16 protein-coding genes are annotated in these 16,925 nt (G+C 72.5%); 9 read left to right on the plus strand and 7 right to left on the minus strand.

What is annotated here, in order from left to right; all coding sequences use genetic code 11:
• Positions 1 to 86 precede the first annotated feature (86 nt).
• Positions 87 to 779 (plus strand): chaplin, encoded by a 693-nt coding sequence (locus ACV7NM_RS23915; RefSeq protein WP_463412193.1) that lies wholly within the window; start codon positions 87 to 89, stop codon positions 777 to 779.
• A 211-nt stretch (positions 780 to 990) separates the two neighbouring features.
• Here ACV7NM_RS23915 and ACV7NM_RS23920 read toward each other — a convergent pair whose 3' ends face one another.
• A complete protein-coding gene (locus ACV7NM_RS23920; protein WP_463412194.1) occupies positions 991 to 1,683 on the minus strand; it encodes a DUF2293 domain-containing protein in 693 nt (230 codons plus the stop codon).
• 139 nt (positions 1,684 to 1,822) lie between these two features.
• Here ACV7NM_RS23920 and ACV7NM_RS23925 point away from each other — a divergent pair, with 139 nt between their 5' ends.
• Entirely contained in the window at positions 1,823 to 2,191 is a 369-nt protein-coding gene (locus tag ACV7NM_RS23925) for a cupin domain-containing protein (RefSeq protein ID WP_463412195.1), read from the plus strand.
• 31 nt (positions 2,192 to 2,222) lie between these two features.
• Here ACV7NM_RS23925 and ACV7NM_RS23930 read toward each other — a convergent pair whose 3' ends face one another.
• Positions 2,223 to 3,668 carry a WGR domain-containing protein gene (locus ACV7NM_RS23930; RefSeq protein WP_463412196.1) on the minus strand — a complete coding sequence of 482 codons (1,446 nt, stop codon included), beginning with the start codon at positions 3,666 to 3,668 and terminating at the stop codon, positions 2,223 to 2,225.
• A 93-nt stretch (positions 3,669 to 3,761) separates the two neighbouring features.
• Between ACV7NM_RS23930 and ACV7NM_RS23935 the strand changes: the two genes are divergently transcribed.
• Entirely contained in the window at positions 3,762 to 4,415 is a 654-nt protein-coding gene (locus ACV7NM_RS23935; protein WP_463412197.1) for a nucleoside/nucleotide kinase family protein, read from the plus strand.
• Positions 4,416 to 4,837: 422 nt separating this feature from the next.
• Here the strand turns inward: ACV7NM_RS23935 and ACV7NM_RS23940 are convergent, their stop codons facing one another.
• On the minus strand, positions 4,838 to 5,794 hold the full coding sequence (locus tag ACV7NM_RS23940; protein ID WP_463412198.1) for a carbohydrate kinase family protein: 957 nt from the start codon (positions 5,792 to 5,794) through the stop codon (positions 4,838 to 4,840).
• A complete protein-coding gene (locus tag ACV7NM_RS23945; RefSeq protein ID WP_463412199.1) occupies positions 5,791 to 6,735 on the minus strand; it encodes a pseudouridine-5'-phosphate glycosidase in 945 nt (314 codons plus the stop codon). Before ACV7NM_RS23945 ends, ACV7NM_RS23940 begins: the two co-directional genes overlap by 4 nt.
• A gap of 148 nt (positions 6,736 to 6,883) precedes the next feature.
• On the opposite strand from ACV7NM_RS23945, the gene ACV7NM_RS23950 reads away from it, so the two are divergent.
• Positions 6,884 to 7,258, plus strand: a complete 375-nt coding sequence (locus ACV7NM_RS23950) for a cupin domain-containing protein (protein WP_463412200.1) — start codon at positions 6,884 to 6,886, stop codon at positions 7,256 to 7,258.
• Positions 7,259 to 7,363: 105 nt separating this feature from the next.
• Here the strand turns inward: ACV7NM_RS23950 and ACV7NM_RS23955 are convergent, their stop codons facing one another.
• The 3 genes from ACV7NM_RS23955 to ACV7NM_RS23965 all read right to left on the minus strand — a co-directional run bounded on the left by ACV7NM_RS23955 (position 7,364) and on the right by ACV7NM_RS23965 (position 10,498).
• Positions 7,364 to 8,677 carry an MFS transporter gene (locus tag ACV7NM_RS23955; RefSeq protein WP_463412201.1) on the minus strand — a complete coding sequence of 438 codons (1,314 nt, stop codon included), beginning with the start codon at positions 8,675 to 8,677 and terminating at the stop codon, positions 7,364 to 7,366.
• Between the two features lie 228 nt (positions 8,678 to 8,905).
• Positions 8,906 to 9,469: a methylated-DNA--[protein]-cysteine S-methyltransferase gene (locus ACV7NM_RS23960; protein ID WP_463412202.1), complete on the minus strand. Its 564-nt coding sequence runs from the start codon at positions 9,467 to 9,469 to the stop codon at positions 8,906 to 8,908.
• Positions 9,470 to 9,583: 114 nt separating this feature from the next.
• The gene (locus tag ACV7NM_RS23965; protein ID WP_463412203.1) at positions 9,584 to 10,498 is read right to left on the minus strand and encodes a glycerophosphodiester phosphodiesterase; all 915 of its coding nucleotides are present in this window, start codon (positions 10,496 to 10,498) and stop codon (positions 9,584 to 9,586) included.
• A 68-nt stretch (positions 10,499 to 10,566) separates the two neighbouring features.
• On the opposite strand from ACV7NM_RS23965, the gene ACV7NM_RS23970 reads away from it, so the two are divergent.
• From ACV7NM_RS23970 to ACV7NM_RS23990, 5 genes are all read left to right on the plus strand, one after another.
• Complete coding sequence (locus ACV7NM_RS23970; protein WP_463412204.1) at positions 10,567 to 10,764, plus strand: hypothetical protein; 198 nt, start codon at positions 10,567 to 10,569, stop codon at positions 10,762 to 10,764.
• A 37-nt stretch (positions 10,765 to 10,801) separates the two neighbouring features.
• Complete coding sequence (gene uvrB, locus ACV7NM_RS23975) at positions 10,802 to 12,952, plus strand: excinuclease ABC subunit UvrB (protein ID WP_463412205.1); 2,151 nt, start codon at positions 10,802 to 10,804, stop codon at positions 12,950 to 12,952.
• Positions 12,953 to 13,043: 91 nt separating this feature from the next.
• On the plus strand, positions 13,044 to 13,622 hold the full coding sequence (locus ACV7NM_RS23980; RefSeq protein WP_136217164.1) for a TerD family protein: 579 nt from the start codon (positions 13,044 to 13,046) through the stop codon (positions 13,620 to 13,622).
• Positions 13,623 to 13,734: 112 nt separating this feature from the next.
• Positions 13,735 to 15,654 carry a TerD family protein gene (locus ACV7NM_RS23985; RefSeq protein WP_463412206.1) on the plus strand — a complete coding sequence of 640 codons (1,920 nt, stop codon included), beginning with the start codon at positions 13,735 to 13,737 and terminating at the stop codon, positions 15,652 to 15,654.
• A 281-nt stretch (positions 15,655 to 15,935) separates the two neighbouring features.
• Complete coding sequence (locus ACV7NM_RS23990; RefSeq protein ID WP_463412207.1) at positions 15,936 to 16,919, plus strand: TerC/Alx family metal homeostasis membrane protein; 984 nt, start codon at positions 15,936 to 15,938, stop codon at positions 16,917 to 16,919.
• Positions 16,920 to 16,925 lie beyond the last annotated feature (6 nt).

Below are 16,925 nucleotides of genomic sequence, written 5' to 3' on the forward strand. Positions count from 1 at the left end.
CCGGCTCTATAACCCATATGGGTCTGCGGCGTTGTCTCCGGTGCGGGCGGCTTGCCCGTGAACTCCTCCGGAAGGCAGGGAATCTGATGCGTCACAGTCGTCGGAACGGCTTGATCGCGGCGGTGGTCGCGGGAGGTGGCGTGGCGGTCGCGGGGGTGAGCGGCTTCGCCTACGCCGATGCGGGCGCGGGCGGTGCCGCCGTGCAATCGCCGGGGCTGCTCTCCGGAAACCTGGTGCAGCTGCCCGTGCACACGCCGGTGAACGTGTGCGGCAACACGGTGAGCGTCGTCGGGGTGCTCAACCCGGCCGCCGGGAACCGCTGCGTCAACGACGCGCCCGGGGGAGGAGGCGGCCATCCGGCACCGGGACCATCGCAGCCCGGCGGGTCTGCGCACCCTTCGAAACCCGGGTCCGGCCACGGTTCGGGAGCCGTGGCCCAAGGGAGCGGAAAGGATTCGCCGGGGGTGCTGTCCGGCAACGGCATCCAGCTGCCCGTCGACCTGCCGCTGAACATCAGCGGCAACTCGGTGGGCGTCGTCGCAGTCGGCAACGGAGCCGTCGGGAACACCTCCGTCAACGGCGCGGGCCCCGACAAGCCGGTTCCGCCGCCGGCCCCACAGCAGTCCGTCGCCCCCCGGCCGATCACGGCACCGGCCTCGCAGCAGCCCGCGGGCGCGCTGGCCCACACCGGCGCCGACGCCGTCGGCTACCTGCTGCCCGGCGGCGGGGCGCTCCTCCTCGGCGGAGTCCTGCTCTACCGCCGCTTCCGCCTCGGCTAGAGCGTGTCGCGCGCCTATTGGGCGTAAGCGGGCGCTGTGACAACGGTGGGGGCACCTCCCAGCGGTAGCTGGGGGAGGGACTTGCGCACGCCCTGGGAGCTGTCGTCGAAGTGGCGCCGCCGAGGGCCCGGGGCGTGCGGAGGGGACGCCGGCGGGCCGCGTCCTTCGGGCGCTCCGGGCCACTTCCGCGACCCGCGCCGGGGTCCGGCGCTCAGCCGGCCCGGTCCGAGAGGACCGGCCCTGCCGCGGCTTCGGGCCGGTCGCGCCAGCCGTTCAGGATCGCGTCGATCCGAGGCGCCAGCCGGGCCCGCGCCGCGAAGCGGGGGATCCCCGCCATCAGGAGCGCGTCGTACTCGGTGTCCAGGTGGCGCACGGCGGCCCGGACCGCCACCGACACCGCCTGCTCGTCGAGGGCCCGGCCGGCCGCCGTGCGGCCCACTCGGCCGCTGCCCCGCAGCGACGCGTGGGCGGCGATGGCCTGCGCGCGGTCGGCGGGGCACCCGGGGAACAGCCGCAGGATCTCGGCGGCGAAGGCCGCGGTGAACCGGGTGTCCTCGGCCGCGCGGCGCAGGCGGTCCCGTGCCCGGCGACGGGCCCGCGCTTCGGCGTCGGCGAGGCAGGCCCGTTCCGCGCGCGCCAGTGCCTCCTCCTCCACGAGCAGCCCCTGCCGTTCGTAGCGGTGGCGCCGCTTGTGGAGGCGGACCACGACGGCGGACAGTGAACTCGCCTCCCGGGCCCGCCGGGTGAGCGCCGCGTCGCCACGCGGCAGGTACACCAGGTGCCCGAGGTCGACGCAGTCGAGACAACGGGGTACACCGGCCTCGCGGGCGACGAGCCTGAGCGGCCCCCGCCGGCACTCGGCGCAATGGATGTGCTTCAGCGACTCGAAGACGACGAGACTCATGACGGAGTGATACCGCCGTTCGGTGCTTATATCACCTTGCGGATATGGGTTGTTGGCTTTTCATCAATTCACACTGGACGGCGTCACGTCCGCCTACCGTCACTTGGATGGGCCATCTTTCGGCCATGGAGGAGGACACATGGGTGGATGGCAGGCGACGGCTCGGCGTCCCCGAGCGACCGATGCCTCGGACCTCATCGGCCGGGAGATCGTCATAGCGCCCGGGGAGTGCACCGGATGGCACTACCACGACGTCCCGCTGATGGCGGTGGTCAAGTGCGGGACGCTCACCCGCGTCCTGCACGATGACACGGTGGAGGTGCACCCGGCCGGGACCACCTTCGTGGAGCCCCCGGGGATCGACCACATCCACCTCGGCCGCAACCTCGGCACCGATCCGGTCGTGCTCCAGGTGACCTGTTCCCTCGCCGAGGACGCCCCCTGGTCGGTACCGACCCCTGCCCCGGCCACCGCCACGTCCTGCGGTTGCCCCGGCCACGCCGGGTGAGGAAGCCCGCCGCGCCCGCCCGCCACAGGGCTCAGACCAGCCGGCGTATCTCCCCCCGCACCCGGTAGAAGCCCCCCGGCGCGGCGTGCAGCCCGTCCACCACGTACCGGGCGCCGGCCTCCCGTATCCCGCGCGGGAACTGCACGTTCCACGAGGGTTCGAAGCCGCCGGAGACCACCTGGACCCGCACCCGGCCCCCTTGCCGCACGCACTCCACCACCACACCGTCCGCAGACGCGGCGCCCACCGAGACCGTCGCCACCGCCGCGGGTGACGCGGGCGGGGTGAACACGGGCAGCGCCGCCGCCGACTTCACGTCAACCGCGGCCGGGACCGAGCCCTGCCGGGCCGCCGTGACCGCCGCCTCGCTCGCGTCCACGCACACCAGCGAACCGTCGGTGGTCACCAGGTACAGCCGCTCGTCCAGGTACTGCATGGACAGCGCCGCACCGCTGCCCGTACCCAGCTTCCACAGTCTCCGCCCCGACGCGTCGAAGCAGTACACGGAGGAGGCGAGGTCTCCGGCGAACACGTGCCGGCCGTCCGGGGAGGTCGCGCACGAGTACACCGCCGCGTCGCACCGGTAGGAGGCCTCCACTACGCCCGTCGCCTTCGACAGCCGCTGCACGGTGTTGCGGCCGGTGCCCGCGTACACCGCGGTGTCCTCCTGCCAGCCGAACAGCACCGATCCGTCGGTGGGGGTGTGCCACAACTCCCGCCCGCCGTCCGGCGCGTAGGCGGTGACGCCGCCGCTGTGACCGTGGTAGACCGCCCGCTCATCCGCCCGGACCATCCAGGCGTTGGACCCGGCCGACCGGCGCGACCACTGGAACTCGTCCTCGTGGTCGATGACGGTCAACCCGCCGCTGCGGTCCGAGACGTTGAGCACGCCCTCGCGGATGTCCAGCCAGAAGATGTCCACATCCGCGGCTATGTCGTACGCCCCGAACGGCACCTTCGACGACAGGTCGTACACCGTGCCGTCATCGCATCCCGCGTATATCCAGAACTCGTCCGCCACCAGGCACTTCACCCCGTCCGGCAGGGAATACCGGGCCAGTACCTCGCCGCCGTGGCTGAGCGTGTAGACGTCCCCCGCCTGATTGCCCACCCAGCAGCGGTCCTCGTCCACATGAATGCCGAACGCGGAGGAACCCGTACGGAAGCGCCACAGCACCGGGGCCACCGCGCGCGCCGTCGACGGCGCCGAGGTCACCTGCCGGCGGGTAACCGACCGCGCCGCGCGGGCCCCGCGCACCGCCGGCGCGTACCCCTTGCGGACCTTCTCACCGATCTTCTTCGCGGCCGCCGCCCGGGCCTTCTCCGCCGTGGGGAACGAGGAGTTCTGGAGTTGGCCGTCGGCCCCGATGCGCCCGTACCGCACGGAGACGGCCGTGCCGTCCACGGTCACCTCGTAGAACTTGTGCGCCCCTCCGTCGTCCTGCGACAGCTCCAGGTACGTCGTCTCCCGCGTCATGACAGACCCCTCCCCAAGGCCGGGCCGACGACTTCGATTCGCGTCGGTGATCCCTCGTGAAAAACGCTACGGGCGACCACTGACAATGGGCTCGTGCAGTTGGAACCGATCACCTGGCAGCGGCTGGCCGAGCGGCTCGCCGATCATCTCGACGAACACCAACCGGCCGGGCACGAGGCGGGTCGGCAACGGGTCGGCATCGACGGCGCGCCCGCCGCCGACACCGGGTCGGTGGCGGACCACCTCGCCGACGCCCTGCGCTCGCGCGGCCGCCCGGTCCTCGTGGTGGCGGCCGACGGCTTCCTGCGCCCTGCCTCCCTGCGCTTCGAGTACGGCCGGGAGGACGTGGACACGTACCTCGGCGGCTGGTACGACACGGCCGCCCTGTGGCGCGAGGTGTTCGGTCCGACCGACCCGGGCGGTACCGGGCGGGTACTGCCCGACCTGTGGGACCCCGTGACCGATCGGGCCACGCGCAGCCCGTACTTCGAACTGCCGCCCGGCGGCGTGCTGATCGTGCACGGGCCGCTGCTGTTGGGCCACTGGTTCCCCTTCGACCTCAGCGTCCACATCCGCCTCTCCGCGGGGGCACTGGCCCGTCGCACGGAGGAGTCCGCGCGCTGGACCCTCCCGGCCTTCGCCCGCTACGAGGCCGAGACCGATCCGGCTTCCACAGCGGACGCGCTGGTGAGGGCCGACGACCCCCGCCACCCGGCGTGGACCGGTATTCGCGGGACGACCGGCTGACGCGATCGGCCCGGGGCCCTGCCGCACCGTCACGGACGTCCCCCTCCGCGACAGCCCCTTCCCCGCCCGGTGACGAACCGGATCAGGCCATCGTGGTGGCCGACGAATGCCGGCTACGTTGATGGGGACGCTTCAACGGCTCCCGCCACGCGGCGTTTCGGCGGAGGGGGACCGCAATGAGCAGAGGCCCGACGGCGGTGGCCCTGGCCTCGCTGACCCTGTGCGCGAGCCTGGCCCTGACCGCCTGCGACGGTGACACGGAGGCGGGAGCCGCCGGCTCGACGCCCGGCAGCGCCCGCTCCCGCTCCCGCCCCCGCTCCCGCCCTCGGCCCTGGTCGGCGGTGGGCCGCCCTCAGGCCGGTCACCCTCCACGAGCTCGGCGAATGGCGCATCGCCCACCCGGACAAGGGCCCGGTGTTCCCCTACGACGTGGGCGAGTCGGGAGCCATCGAGACGCTCGGCCAGGAGGAGTACACGACGTGAGCGCCGGGCCGGCCGCCCGGCCGGGTGACCGCCTCGGCGGCGGCGCGGCACCCCGCGCGGGCGGCCTCCGCCGGGCCGGCGCCCGCGAGGCGGGCCGTCAGGAAGCCTCCGGTGAAGGCGTCCCCGGCGCCCGTGGAGTCCACCGCCTCGACCGCCTCCGCCCCCACCTCGGCGGTGACCCGACCCGCCTCGGCGACCAGCGCCCCCGCCGCTCCCCGGGTGACCACCACCAGGGGTATCCGCCGACTCAGTTCCGCCGCCGCGAGCGCCACCCCGGCCGGCTCCGGCAGGCCGGCCAGCAGTCTGGCCTCGTCCTCGTTGGGCAGGAGTACGTCCACCCCCGCCACGGCCGCCAGGAAACGCTCCGGACCCAGCGTGGCGAGGAAGCCCGCCGAGGCCGGGTCCACGCTCACCGGAATCCCCCGGGAGCGTGCCGCCCGCAGGGCCACCATGGCCAGCTCCCGGCTGGAGTCGGCGAAGAACAGGTACCCCGACAAGTGCAGGTGCGCGGCCCCGTCCAGCAGCGCGGGGGCCCAGTCGGCGGGGGACAGGCGCAGCGAGGCCCCGCTGTCGGTCAAGAACGTGCGCTCCGCGTCCTTGCCGACGAGCGCCACCACCGTCCCCGTCGGCTCCTCGGGGTCGATCACCAGCTTCGGCCGCACCCCCGCGTCGGCCAGGGCCCGCTCGTGCCAACGTGCCGACTCCGCGCCCACCCGCGCGAGGAGGCGTACCTCAGCCGTGCCCGTGCGGGCCGCCCAACAGGCCGCGTTGGCCCCCGCTCCGCCGGGCAGGGTCCGGATGCGCGCCGCCGTGTCCGTGGCCGGGGCCAGCGGCCCCGTATGTACCGCGACCACGTCCGTCACCACGTCCCCCACGACCAGTAACGCCCCGGTCATGCCCGCGCCGCCCACGCCCGTGCGATCCGCGCGCCGAGCCGCACGTTGCCCCGGACCGCCGCCAGGTTCGCCTCCAGCGATGCCCCACCCGTCTCCCGCACCAGGAACCCCAGCAGGAACGGGGTCACCGCCTGCCCCGTGAGTCCCCGCTTCCGGCACTCCGCGAGGGCCTCGGTCAGCACGCGGTCGTGCAGTTCCGGATCCAACTGGTCCGCCTCCGCGACCGGATTGGCCACCAGCAGCGCGGACTCCGGACCACCGAGGGTGTCTTGGGCGGCCATCACCTGGGCCACCTCTTCCGGGCTGTGCACCGTCCAGTCCACCGGCTCCCCGGAACTGGACAGGTAGAAACCGGGGAAACGGTCCGTCCCGTACCCGAGCACCCCGACGCCCAGGGTCTCCAACCGCTCCAAGGTGGCGGGGACGTCCAGGATCGACTTCACCCCCGCGCACACCACCGTCAGACGCGTGCGCGCCAGCAACGACAGGTCCGCCGACTCGTCCTGGCTGCGCGTCCAGTCCCGGTGTACGCCTCCCAGCCCGCCCGTGGCGAAGACCCGCAGCCCCGCCCGCGCGGCCAGGAAGGCCGTCGCGGACACGGTCGTCGCCCCCGTCGAGCCCGTCGCCAGAGCGGGCGCCAGGTCCCGGTGGCCGAGCTTGCGCACGCCGTCGCCGCTCGCGATCCGCTCCAGGGCGGCCTTGTCGAGGCCCGCGTACGCCACTCCGTCCAGGACCGCGACCGTCGCCGGGACGGCGCCCTCCGCGCGCACCAATGCCTCCAGCTCCATGCCCACCGCCAGATTGCGCGGGCGGGGCAGGCCGTGGGCGATGATCGTCGACTCCAGTGCGACGACGGGCCGCCCCGCGACCAGCGCCTCGCGCACCTCTTCGGACAGGACCGGTACCCCGGACGGGGATGCAGCTGCTCTGTGCTGTGACATGTCCCCATCCATGGCACGGGATCACCGCCCCCAAACGCCGGGCCCGCGCCCGCGCCGTCGGCCTGGACAGGATGACGCGTTCCGCACGCCCCCGCTGGACGCTCTGGCCACCCCGCGGGCGCGGACGCCGGCCTTACGCTTGCGCCCCATGAGCACCAGTGAACGCGCCCGCCCCGCCTCTTTCGCCGTCTCCGTACCGGACTTCCCGGACGTCGAACTGGAGGTCGAGGAGCTGGATCCGGCCCAGATCGTCTCGGGCGAACCGGTCGTGACCGGCAAGGTGCTGTGGGAGGCCGATGACGGCTCGCAGATCCGCGGGATCTGGCAGATCACCCCCGGAGTGGTCACCGACACGGAGGCCGACGAGCTGTTCGTGGTCGTCAGTGGCCGCGCCACCATCGAGATCGAGGGCGGGGCGACCCTGGAGGTGGGCCCCGGCTCCGCCTGCGTGCTCCGCGAGGGTGACAAGACGACCTGGACCGTCCACGAGACGCTGCGCAAGGCCTACCACATGAACTGCTGAGCCCCCGGCGCGCGCAACGGCCCCGCTGCACGCAACAGTCCTACCGTGGCCGCCCCCGCTCCCTGCCACCGGCCGCCGCGCACCGCCACCCGTCCCGCGCAGGACCTACGCGTCCGCCACCGCCCCCGCCTTCACCGCCCCGGGGTACCGGCGGGCGGTGAACAGCGCGAGCGCCGCCATCGGCAGCAGCAGCGCGGCGCCGATCGCGTTCAGCCAGCCGTAGCCGGCCTGCGACATGACCAGACCGGCCGCGGCGCCGCCCACGCCCGCGGCGGCGTTCATCGTGAGGTCGCTCAGGCCCTGTACGGCGGCCCGCGCGCCCTGCGGCACCGAATCGGTCAGCAGCGCAGAGCCGGACACCATCCCGGCGGACCAGCCCAGCCCGAGCAGGAACAGCCCGAGCGCGCTCTGGCCGTGCCGATCGCCCGCCGTCCCCGCGACCAGCGCGGCGAGCGACAGCAGCCCGGCCCCGAGGCCGATGACGGACAGCCGCCCGAGCCGGTCCGAGAGCCACCCCATGATCGGGGAGAAGGCGAACATCCCGGCGATGTGGCCGCTGATGACCAGGCCCACCAGTTTCAGGCCGGCGCCGTGGTGTCCGAGGTCCATCGGGGTCATCACCATGATCGACACCATGGTGGTGTGGGACACCGCGACGGTGAGGAGGGCCAGACGGGCCCGCGGCGAGGCCTTCACGGCGGCGAACCCGGCGCGCAGCGAGCGACCAGCCGCGGGCTGCGCCGCGGGCGCCGACAGCGCACGCGCCGTCAGCAACGGATCCGGCCGCAGGAAGACGGCGAGCAGCGTGCCGGTGAGGACGAAGACGACGGCGGCCCACAGGAAGGGGCCCGCCGTCCGGGGTATGGAGGTGCCGGCGAAGCCGGCGGCGGCCGGGGCGGAGAGGTTCGGCCCGGCGACCGCCCCGATCGTGGAGGCCCAGACGACCACGGAGATCGCCCGCGCGCGGCGGTCGGGCGCCGCGAGGTCCGCGGCGGCGAAGCGGGCCTGGAGGTTGGCGGAGGAGGCCGCGCCGAAGCAGGCCATGCCCAGCATCAGCAGCGGGAAGTTCCCGACAGAGGCGGCCAGCACCACGAGGAGGGCCCCGCAGGCGCCGATCCCGTAGGCCAGGACCAGCCCGGCCCGGCGCCCCCGCGCCGTCATGAAGGCGGCGAGCGGCAGCGAGACCAGGGCGGTGCCGATCACGGAGGCGGTGGAGGCGAAGCCGGACAGGGACTCCGTACCGCTGACCTCGGTGGCCAAAACCGGGGCCAGGGCGATGCTGATGGGCACGCCCAGGCCGCCCAGCATCTGACTGGCGATCAGGACCCCGGTGATCCGCCGCCGCAACCGGGGCAGCTCCGCGGCCGTGACCGGCGCGACGGGGCGCCGCGTACCGGTGGACGCCGTCACGCCCGGCACCCCGCTCGGGGGAGCGGCACGCGGGCGGAGGAGGTGAGGCGACCGCGCGCGGCGGCAGAAGTAGTCACCGCGGCAGTTTCCCACCCCTTACCGCCCGGCGGAAGCCGGTAGGAGGCGGTGTGAGCCGGCCCCGCGCGCACCCCTGTCAGCGGCAGCGCCCCCGTGTGCCGCGCCCGCACGCCCCACCGCGCCGCGGGCTCCCGTACGCCCCTCCGCGCCGCGCGCTCCTCAGAACAGCGGTTCGGGCAGCACCCCCTCCAGCGCGAGCAGGACGCGCTTGGCCTCCACCCCGCCCCCGAAGCCGCCGATACCACCGTCGTTCTCCACGACCCGGTGGCAGGGGACCACCACGGGCAGCGGATTGGACCCCATGGCGTTGCCCACCGCCTGGGCCGCGCCCGGCTGTCCGACCCGGGCGGCCAGCTCCCCGTACCCGACGACCTGCCCGTAGGGCACCGAGCGGTCGAGCTCCAGCAGCACCTGGCGGTTGAAGCCGGAGCTGAGCCGCCAGTCCAGCGGCAGCTCGAAGCGCCGCAGCGAGCCGGCGAAGTACGCCTTCACCTGGCGTATCGGCTCGGCGAGCAGCACCTCGCGGCCCGCTTCCGGCCGCCAGGCGTCCGCGCCGAGCCGGGAGACCAGCGAGCCGATCATCCGGTCGACCCGATCCGGCCCGGCATGGAACCCGACCCGGACCAGGCCTTCCGGGGTCGCGGCAAGGAGGAGGGGTCCGACGCCGCCGTCGACGACGGACCATTCGAGATGCGGCCCGCGGGGCCGCTCGGAGCTGTCCACGCGTCCACCGTACGGCCCGCCACCGACAGCCCGGCCCGGCGCCCGGATCGGCGTCGGACCATCCCCAGCGGATCGGTGTGCGCGAATCGGGCCGCCCGGATCGGGCCGCCCGGATCAGAACCAGCCCACCGCGTCCCGCACCACGTCGGGCGCGTTGGTGATGATCCCGTCCACTCCCATGCCCTGGACCTTGCGGGCCGTCGCCGCGTCGTCCACGATCCAGGTGTCCACCTCCATGGCCTTGCCGTGGGCGCCGCGGAGCCGGTGCACGGCCGCGACCCAGTCGGCCGAGATCGTCGTGTGCCACGGGTTGATCCGGTCGGTGAACGCGGCGTAGCGCGGCAGGTCGGCGACCTTGGGGGTGCCCAGGAAGGCCGTCACGATGTCGGGACGCAGTTCGTGCACGATCCGGATGGAGTCGCCGCTGAAGCTCTGCACCACCAGTCGGCGGTCCACGTGCGCCTCGTCCAGCCAGCCGAGCCCCCCCAGCAGGTCGAGGGTCTGCCGCTCGATCCCCGGGTAGAGCTCCGGCCTCTTGATCTCCAGCAGCAGCCGCTGCCGGTTGCGCTGGACCCGGTTCATGTAGTTCCGCAGGGTCGGCACGCGGGCGCCCGTGTACTCCTCGCTGAACCAGCTCCCCGCGTCCAGCCGGGCGATCTCCGCCGCCGTGAAGTCCTTGACGAGCCACGGCTTGCGATCAGGGAACACCTGCTCGACATCGGTGGTGCGGGCCAGACTGTCGTCGTGGACGACCACGAGTTCGCCGTCCTTGGTGCGCTGGACGTCGTTCTCGACCCAGGTGGCGCCGAGCCGCATGGCGAGGTCGATCGACTCCAGGGTGTTCTCCGGGGCGTACGCCGAAGCCCCCCGGTGGGCGTACACGACGGGCGCGGACGAGCCGAGCGGGCCCTTGCCCGAGGCGGGACGGCCCGCGGGGCCGGCGGCGGACGAGACCGTCGTGCCGAGCACGGTGAGGGTCAGGCCCAGGAAGGCGGCCGCGGCCGCGGCGGCGGGTCGGACGACGTACATGCGTTCTCCTCGGGTCGTGAGCCCCTGCCCCTGCCTCAAACAGGCGCGAAGCGGCAGACGTTGCGGCGATGCACTTCACGGCTATGCAGTTGACGGCGATGCACTTCACGGAGATCTGCCCCATGGAGATCCGCTGTATGGCGATCATGGGTGTGAAGATCACCGGGCCGCCACCGAACTACGACAAACGGACCATGCCGACACCTACCGGACGAGTACGGCGGACGTCCGGGGGCGCCGTCGCCCGACCCCGCCGACCGGCGTGAGTGCGTGAGTGTCAGTGGAGGGTCGTACGGTGGAGACATGCGGCCCGTATCGAAGATCGAACGCACGGTGGCGCCTTTCGAGGTCGTCAGCCCCTACCAGCCCAGCGGCGACCAGCCGGCGGCCATCGCCGAGCTGGAGAAGCGCATCCGTGCGGGTGAGAAGGACGTCGTGCTCCTGGGTGCGACCGGCACCGGCAAGTCGGCGACCACCGCTTGGATGATCGAGCGGCTCCAGCGCCCCACCCTGGTGATGGCCCCGAACAAGACCCTCGCCGCCCAGCTGGCGAACGAGTTCCGCGAGCTGCTGCCGAACAACGCCGTCGAGTACTTCGTCTCGTACTACGACTACTACCAGCCCGAGGCGTACGTACCGCAGTCGGACACCTACATCGAGAAGGACTCCTCGATCAACGAGGAGGTGGAGCGGCTGCGCCACTCCGCGACCAACTCGCTGCTGACCAGACGCGACGTCATCGTCGTCGCGTCCGTGTCCTGCATCTACGGCCTCGGCACGCCGCAGGAGTACGTCGACCGGATGGTCGTCCTCAAGGTCGGCGAGGAGATCGACCGGGACCAGCTGCTGCGCCGTTTCGTCGACATCCAGTACACCCGCAACGACCTCGCCTTCACCCGCGGCACCTTCAGGGTGCGCGGCGACACCATCGAGATCTTCCCGGTGTACGAGGAACTCGCGGTCCGCATCGAAATGTTCGGCGACGAGATCGAGGCGCTGTCCACCCTGCACCCGCTGACCGGCGAGGTCATCAGCGAGGACCGCGAGCTGTACGTCTTCCCCGCCAGCCACTACGTCGCCGGCCCCGAGCGCATGGAGAAGGCGATCGTCGGCATCGAGGCCGAGCTGACGGAGCGGCTCGCCGAGCTGGAGAAGCAGGGCAAGCTGCTGGAGGCGCAGCGGCTGCGCATGCGCACCACCTACGACCTGGAGATGATGCGCCAGATCGGCTCCTGCTCCGGGATCGAGAACTACTCGCTCCACATGGACGACCGCCCGCCCGGCTCCGCCCCCAACACCCTCATCGACTACTTCCCCGAGGACTTCCTCCTCGTCATCGACGAGTCCCACGTCACCGTGCCCCAGATCGGCGCGATGTACGAGGGGGACGCCTCGCGCAAGCGGACGCTGGTGGACCACGGCTTCCGACTGCCGTCGGCGCTGGACAACCGGCCGTTGAAGTGGGAGGAGTTCCAGAAGCGGATCGGCCAGACGGTGTACCTGTCGGCGACCCCCGGCAAGTACGAGCTCTCGCGCGGCGACGGCTTCGTCGAGCAGATCATCCGCCCCACCGGCCTCATCGACCCCGAAGTGGTGGTCAAGCCGACGGAGGGCCAGATCGACGACCTGGTACACGAGATCCGTCAGCGGACGGAGAAGGACGAACGCGTCCTGGTCACCACCCTCACCAAGAAGATGGCCGAGGACCTGACCGACTACTTCCTGGAGCTCGGCATCCAGGTCCGCTACCTGCACAGCGACGTCGACACGCTGCGCCGCATCGAGCTGCTGCGCGAGCTGCGCGCGGGCGAGTACGACGTGCTGGTCGGCATCAACCTGCTGCGCGAGGGCCTCGACCTGCCCGAGGTGTCGCTGGTCGCGATCCTCGACGCCGACAAGGAGGGCTTCCTCCGCTCCGGCACCTCCCTGATCCAGACCATCGGACGCGCGGCGCGCAACGTCTCCGGTCAGGTCCACATGTACGCGGACAAGATGACCCCGGCCATGGAGAAGGCCATCGAGGAGACGAACCGGCGCCGCGAGAAGCAGATCGCCTACAACACGGCGAACGGCATCGACCCGCAGCCGCTGCGCAAGAAGATCAACGACATCGTCGCCACCATCGCGCGCGAGGAGCTGGACACCGAACAGTTGCTCGGCACCGGCTACCGCCAGGCGCGGGACGGCAAGGGCGCGAAGACGCCGGTCCCGGCCCTGGGCGCGGCAGCGGCCGGTGGCAAGGCGGCCAAGACGAAGGGCGCCAAGGGGGCCAAGACGGCGGAGCCGCTGACCGACCGTCCGGCCGCGGAACTGGCCGAGCTCATCGAGGAGATGACGCAGCGGATGAGGGCGGCGGCGGCCGAGCTCCAGTTCGAGGTCGCGGCCCGGATCCGGGACGAGGTGGGCGAGCTGAAGAAGGAGCTTCGCCAGATGAGGGAAGCGGGCCTCGCCTGACCCGGGGCAGGTCAGTAGGGTGGGCCACGGGCAGCCGTGGGTACGTGCCGCGGGCCCTCATCGGGGTGGGTAGAGGAGAAGGGGACAGCGCGTGACGGTCAACATGACCAAGGGTCAGGCCATCAGTCTGCAAAAGCAGGACGGGGGCACCCTGACGGCGGTCCGGATGGGCCTCGGCTGGCAGGCGGCCAAGCGCCGCGGACTGTTCGGCTCGCGGACCCGCGAGATCGACCTGGACGCGTCGGCGGTGCTCTTCGCCGACAAGCAGCCGGTGGACGTGGTGTTCTTCCGGCACCTGCAGAGCGACGACGGTTCCGTGCGGCACACCGGTGACAACCTCGTCGGCGGTGTGGGCCAGGGAGGGGACGACGAGGCGATCCTGGTCGACCTCCAGCGCGTGCCCGTGCACATCGACCAGATCGTCTTCACGGTGAACTCCTTCACCGGGCAGACCTTCCAGGAGGTGCAGAACGCCTTCTGCCGAATCGTCGACGAGACCAACGGTCAGGAACTGGCCCGTTACACCCTCGACGGCGGTGGCGCGTACACGGCGCAGATCATGGCGAAGGTGTCGCGCGTCGGCGCCGGCTGGCAGATGACGGCCCTGGGGACCCCGGCGAACGGCCGGACCTTCCAGGACCTGATGCCGGCGATCTTGCCGCACCTGTAGTCGCGCTTACCTGTAGTCGCACTTGTAGGCGCCGGTGGCCACACCGGTAGGGAACGGTGCCCGGCGGGCGCGGTCGGCCAACAGCACAGAGGGCACGGGGGAGGGCTGCACGATGACGGCCGAACTGGTCCGGGGGCAGAACCACCCCCTGTCCCGGCATCAGGTGGAGATCGGGGTCACGGCGGGTACGCCCGTACTGGCCCTGGTCTCGACCGGTGACGACGAGGGTCGGCTGTCCGGCCCCGAGGCGTTGGCGCACCCGGGCGCCCGCACCCTGCCCGGGCTGGAGGTGCCGGGGGCGGCGGCCGACCGGCACCGGTTCCCCCTGGACCTCGACGCCGTCGGAGCCGCCGTCCACCGGGTCCGTCTGGTGCTCGCGCTGCCGCGCGGCGGACCGGTGCGCTTCGGCGCGGTCCCGGCGACGCGCGTGGTGGTGGCCGGCCCCGACGGCGCCGAAGTCGCCGCCTACACGATGACCGGGCTGGACTCCGAGACCGCCGTGGTGGCCCTGGAGCTGTACCGCAGGCAGGGCGCCTGGAAGGTCCGAGCCGTCGGCCAGGGCTATGCCGACGGGCTCGGAGCGCTGCTCGCCGACGCCGGACTGGCCGGTGCGACCGCCACCGCGCTTGCCACGGCGGCCCTGGGGGAGGACCCCCGCGGTGAGGACGAGGCCCTCTCGGTCGCCGTGACGGCGGCGTCGGTCACCGCCGGGCGCCGCCTGCCCGGGGAAAGCCCGTCGGACGAAAGCCTGTCGAGCGAAGCCCAGCCCGCCGAAGCCCCGGCCGACGCCCCCGGGCCGACGACCATCGACTACGCCCACCCGCGTCGCCGCCGCACCACCACCGAGCCGCCGGAGCCCGGGCCCGCCCCCGAGCCGCCCCCGGAGCCCGGGACACCGCCGCGCCCCGTCGCGGGGGACGCGAGCGGCTGGTCGATGGAGGAGCGGCTCTACAACCAGGTCTGGGGCATGTTCGAGGACCTGGCCCGCACGGTGGCCGCCTATCGCGGCGCCGTCGACTTCGCCGACTCCCGACTCGACCGGGAACTCGACGAGGCCCTGGCCGACCCCCGCGCCCGCCTCGCCGGCCCCGGCGACGCGGCGCGCGACGCCGCCCGCGCCCGCCGCGACGAACTCGTCGCCCGTGCCCAGGCCGTCCTCGACCGGGACCTCGCCCAACTGCGCGCCGAATCCGAGGTCGTCGAACCCGCGCTGCCGGCCGCGTACGCCCGCTGGGACAACCCCGTCTGGCACGGCGCGGGCGTCCCCCACGAAGGCCCGCTCGCGCTGCGCCTCGGTGACCTGAGCCTGCCCGAGGCGCCGGGCCTGCGCGTGCCGATGCTGATGCGGCTCCCGCTGGAGCGCGGCCTGTGGATCGACAACGGCCGCACCGGCTCCGAAGCCGCCATGACCATGGACACCGACCGGCTGCGCCGCCTCGCGATGGACATGGCCGTGGCACACGCGGTACGGCTGCTCGCCGTCCACCCGGGCGGCCGGTACTCCGTTCAGGTCATCGACGCGGCCGGGGCCGGGGCTGCCGCGCTGGCGCCCCTCGTACGCTCGGGCGTTCTGGCCGCCCCGCCCGCCGCGGGGGCGCAGGGCGTCACCGCGACCCTGGAGCGGCTGACCCGACGGGTGGACCTCGTACAGATGGCGGTGCGCGCCGGTGCCCCCGAGGAACTGCCCCCGGACGTGGACCCGGCCGACCAACTGCTGATCGTCCACGACTTCCCGCACGGCTTCGACGACCGCGCCGTCACCCGGCTGCGCTACCTGGCCGACGAGGGGCCTGCGGTCGGCGTCCACCTGCTGATGGTGGCCGACCGGGACGAGGCCTCGGCGTACGGGCCGCTGCTCGATCCGCTGTGGCGGGCGCTGATGCGCCTGTCGCCCGTACCCGACCACCACCTGGCCGACCCCTGGGTGCACCACGCCTGGACCTTCGAACCGGACCTGCCCCCGCAGCACAGCGCGGTGCTCGACCGGGCGCTGGAGCGGATCGCGGAGGTCCGTCGCAGCGCCCGGCCGTGACGCCGCCCGGTGTCCCCATGACCTCCGAGTGACCTTCCTCTGACCTCTTCTTGGGCTTCCCTTTACCTTCGCCCCTTCCGGCGGCTACTCTGAGGAACGCGGAGGGGAGTATTCCTGCTTTCCTGCTACGGCGTGCCCGTCAATACGGACCCGACTCGGTCATCCGACCGCGGTCGGTCCCGGGGCGCCGGCCCCCGGCCTCCAGGCCGCCCGGGCGGAAGAGACCTCCGGCAGCGATGACGCTGACACAGTGCTGAGCCATCCGCCGGAGGCGTGGATACATGGACGTTTCATTGACCCTCTGGGTGCTGACCATCGTCGGTCTGGGCATCCTCATCGGCGCCGATTTCCTGATCGGCCGCAAACCCCACGACGTGTCGATCAAGGAGGCCGGCGTCTGGACGGTCGTCTGGATCGTCCTCGCCGTGCTCTTCGGCCTGGGCCTGCTGCTCTTCGGCGACGGCCAGGCCTCACAGGAGTTCTTCGCGGGCTTCGTCACCGAGAAGTCCCTGAGCGTCGACAACCTCTTCGTCTTCGTCCTGATCATGGCGAAGTTCGCCGTACCGTCCCACCTCCAGCAGCGCGTCCTGCTGGTCGGCGTGCTGATCGCCCTGGTGCTCCGCGCGATCTTCATCGCGGCGGGCGCGGCGATCATCGCGAGCTTCTCGTGGGTGTTCTTCCTCTTCGGCGCCTTCCTGATCTACACCGCCTGGAAGCTGATCCAGGAGGCCCGCAAGGACGAAGAGGAGGAGGAGTTCGAGGAGAACCGTCTCCTCAAGTCCGTCGAGAAGAAGTTCGGCGTCGCCGACAGGTACCACGGCACCAAGCTCTTCATCCGCGTCAACGGCAAGCGCGTCCTGACCCCCTTGATGGTCGTCATGCTCGCCATCGGCACCACGGACGTGCTGTTCGCCCTGGACTCGATCCCCGCGATCTTCGGCCTCACCCAGGACCCGTACATCGTCTTCACCGCCAACGCCTTCGCCCTGATGGGTCTGCGCCAGCTGTACTTCCTCATCGGTGGCCTGCTCAAGAAGCTGGTCCACCTCAGCTACGGCCTGTCGGTCATCCTCGGCTTCATCGGCGTCAAGCTCGTCCTGCACGCGCTGCACGAGACGGGGGTGCACGTCCCGCAGATCTCCATCCCGGTCTCCCTGGGCGTCATCTGCGCCGTCCTGATCGTCACGACCGTCACCAGCCTGGTGGCGTCCGGGAAGCGGGCGGCCGCCGAGGAGGCCGACCGCCCGCAGAGCATCGACGCCTGATCCCCG

The organism is Streptomyces sp. Tek67B01 (assembly GCF_055231995.1).

Excerpts from the sequence above, each read along its gene's own strand:
- ACV7NM_RS23915 (WP_463412193.1), top strand. The coding sequence starts at position 87 with ATGCGTCACAGTCGTCGGAACGGCTTGATCGCGGCGGTGGTCGCGGGA.
- ACV7NM_RS23965 (WP_463412203.1), bottom strand. The coding sequence starts at position 10,498 with ATGTACGTCGTCCGACCCGCCGCCGCGGCCGCGGCCGCCTTCCTGGGC.
- ACV7NM_RS23945 (WP_463412199.1), bottom strand. The coding sequence starts at position 6,735 with ATGTCACAGCACAGAGCAGCTGCATCCCCGTCCGGGGTACCGGTCCTG.
- ACV7NM_RS23920 (WP_463412194.1), bottom strand. The coding sequence starts at position 1,683 with ATGAGTCTCGTCGTCTTCGAGTCGCTGAAGCACATCCATTGCGCCGAG.
- uvrB (WP_463412205.1), top strand. The coding sequence starts at position 10,802 with ATGCGGCCCGTATCGAAGATCGAACGCACGGTGGCGCCTTTCGAGGTC.
- ACV7NM_RS23930 (WP_463412196.1), bottom strand. The coding sequence starts at position 3,668 with ATGACGCGGGAGACGACGTACCTGGAGCTGTCGCAGGACGACGGAGGG.
- ACV7NM_RS23970 (WP_463412204.1), top strand. The coding sequence starts at position 10,567 with ATGCACTTCACGGCTATGCAGTTGACGGCGATGCACTTCACGGAGATC.
- ACV7NM_RS23985 (WP_463412206.1), top strand. The coding sequence starts at position 13,735 with ATGACGGCCGAACTGGTCCGGGGGCAGAACCACCCCCTGTCCCGGCAT.
- ACV7NM_RS23940 (WP_463412198.1), bottom strand. The coding sequence starts at position 5,794 with ATGACCGGGGCGTTACTGGTCGTGGGGGACGTGGTGACGGACGTGGTC.
- ACV7NM_RS23990 (WP_463412207.1), top strand. The coding sequence starts at position 15,936 with ATGGACGTTTCATTGACCCTCTGGGTGCTGACCATCGTCGGTCTGGGC.
- ACV7NM_RS23950 (WP_463412200.1), top strand. The coding sequence starts at position 6,884 with ATGAGCACCAGTGAACGCGCCCGCCCCGCCTCTTTCGCCGTCTCCGTA.
- ACV7NM_RS23925 (WP_463412195.1), top strand. The coding sequence starts at position 1,823 with ATGGGTGGATGGCAGGCGACGGCTCGGCGTCCCCGAGCGACCGATGCC.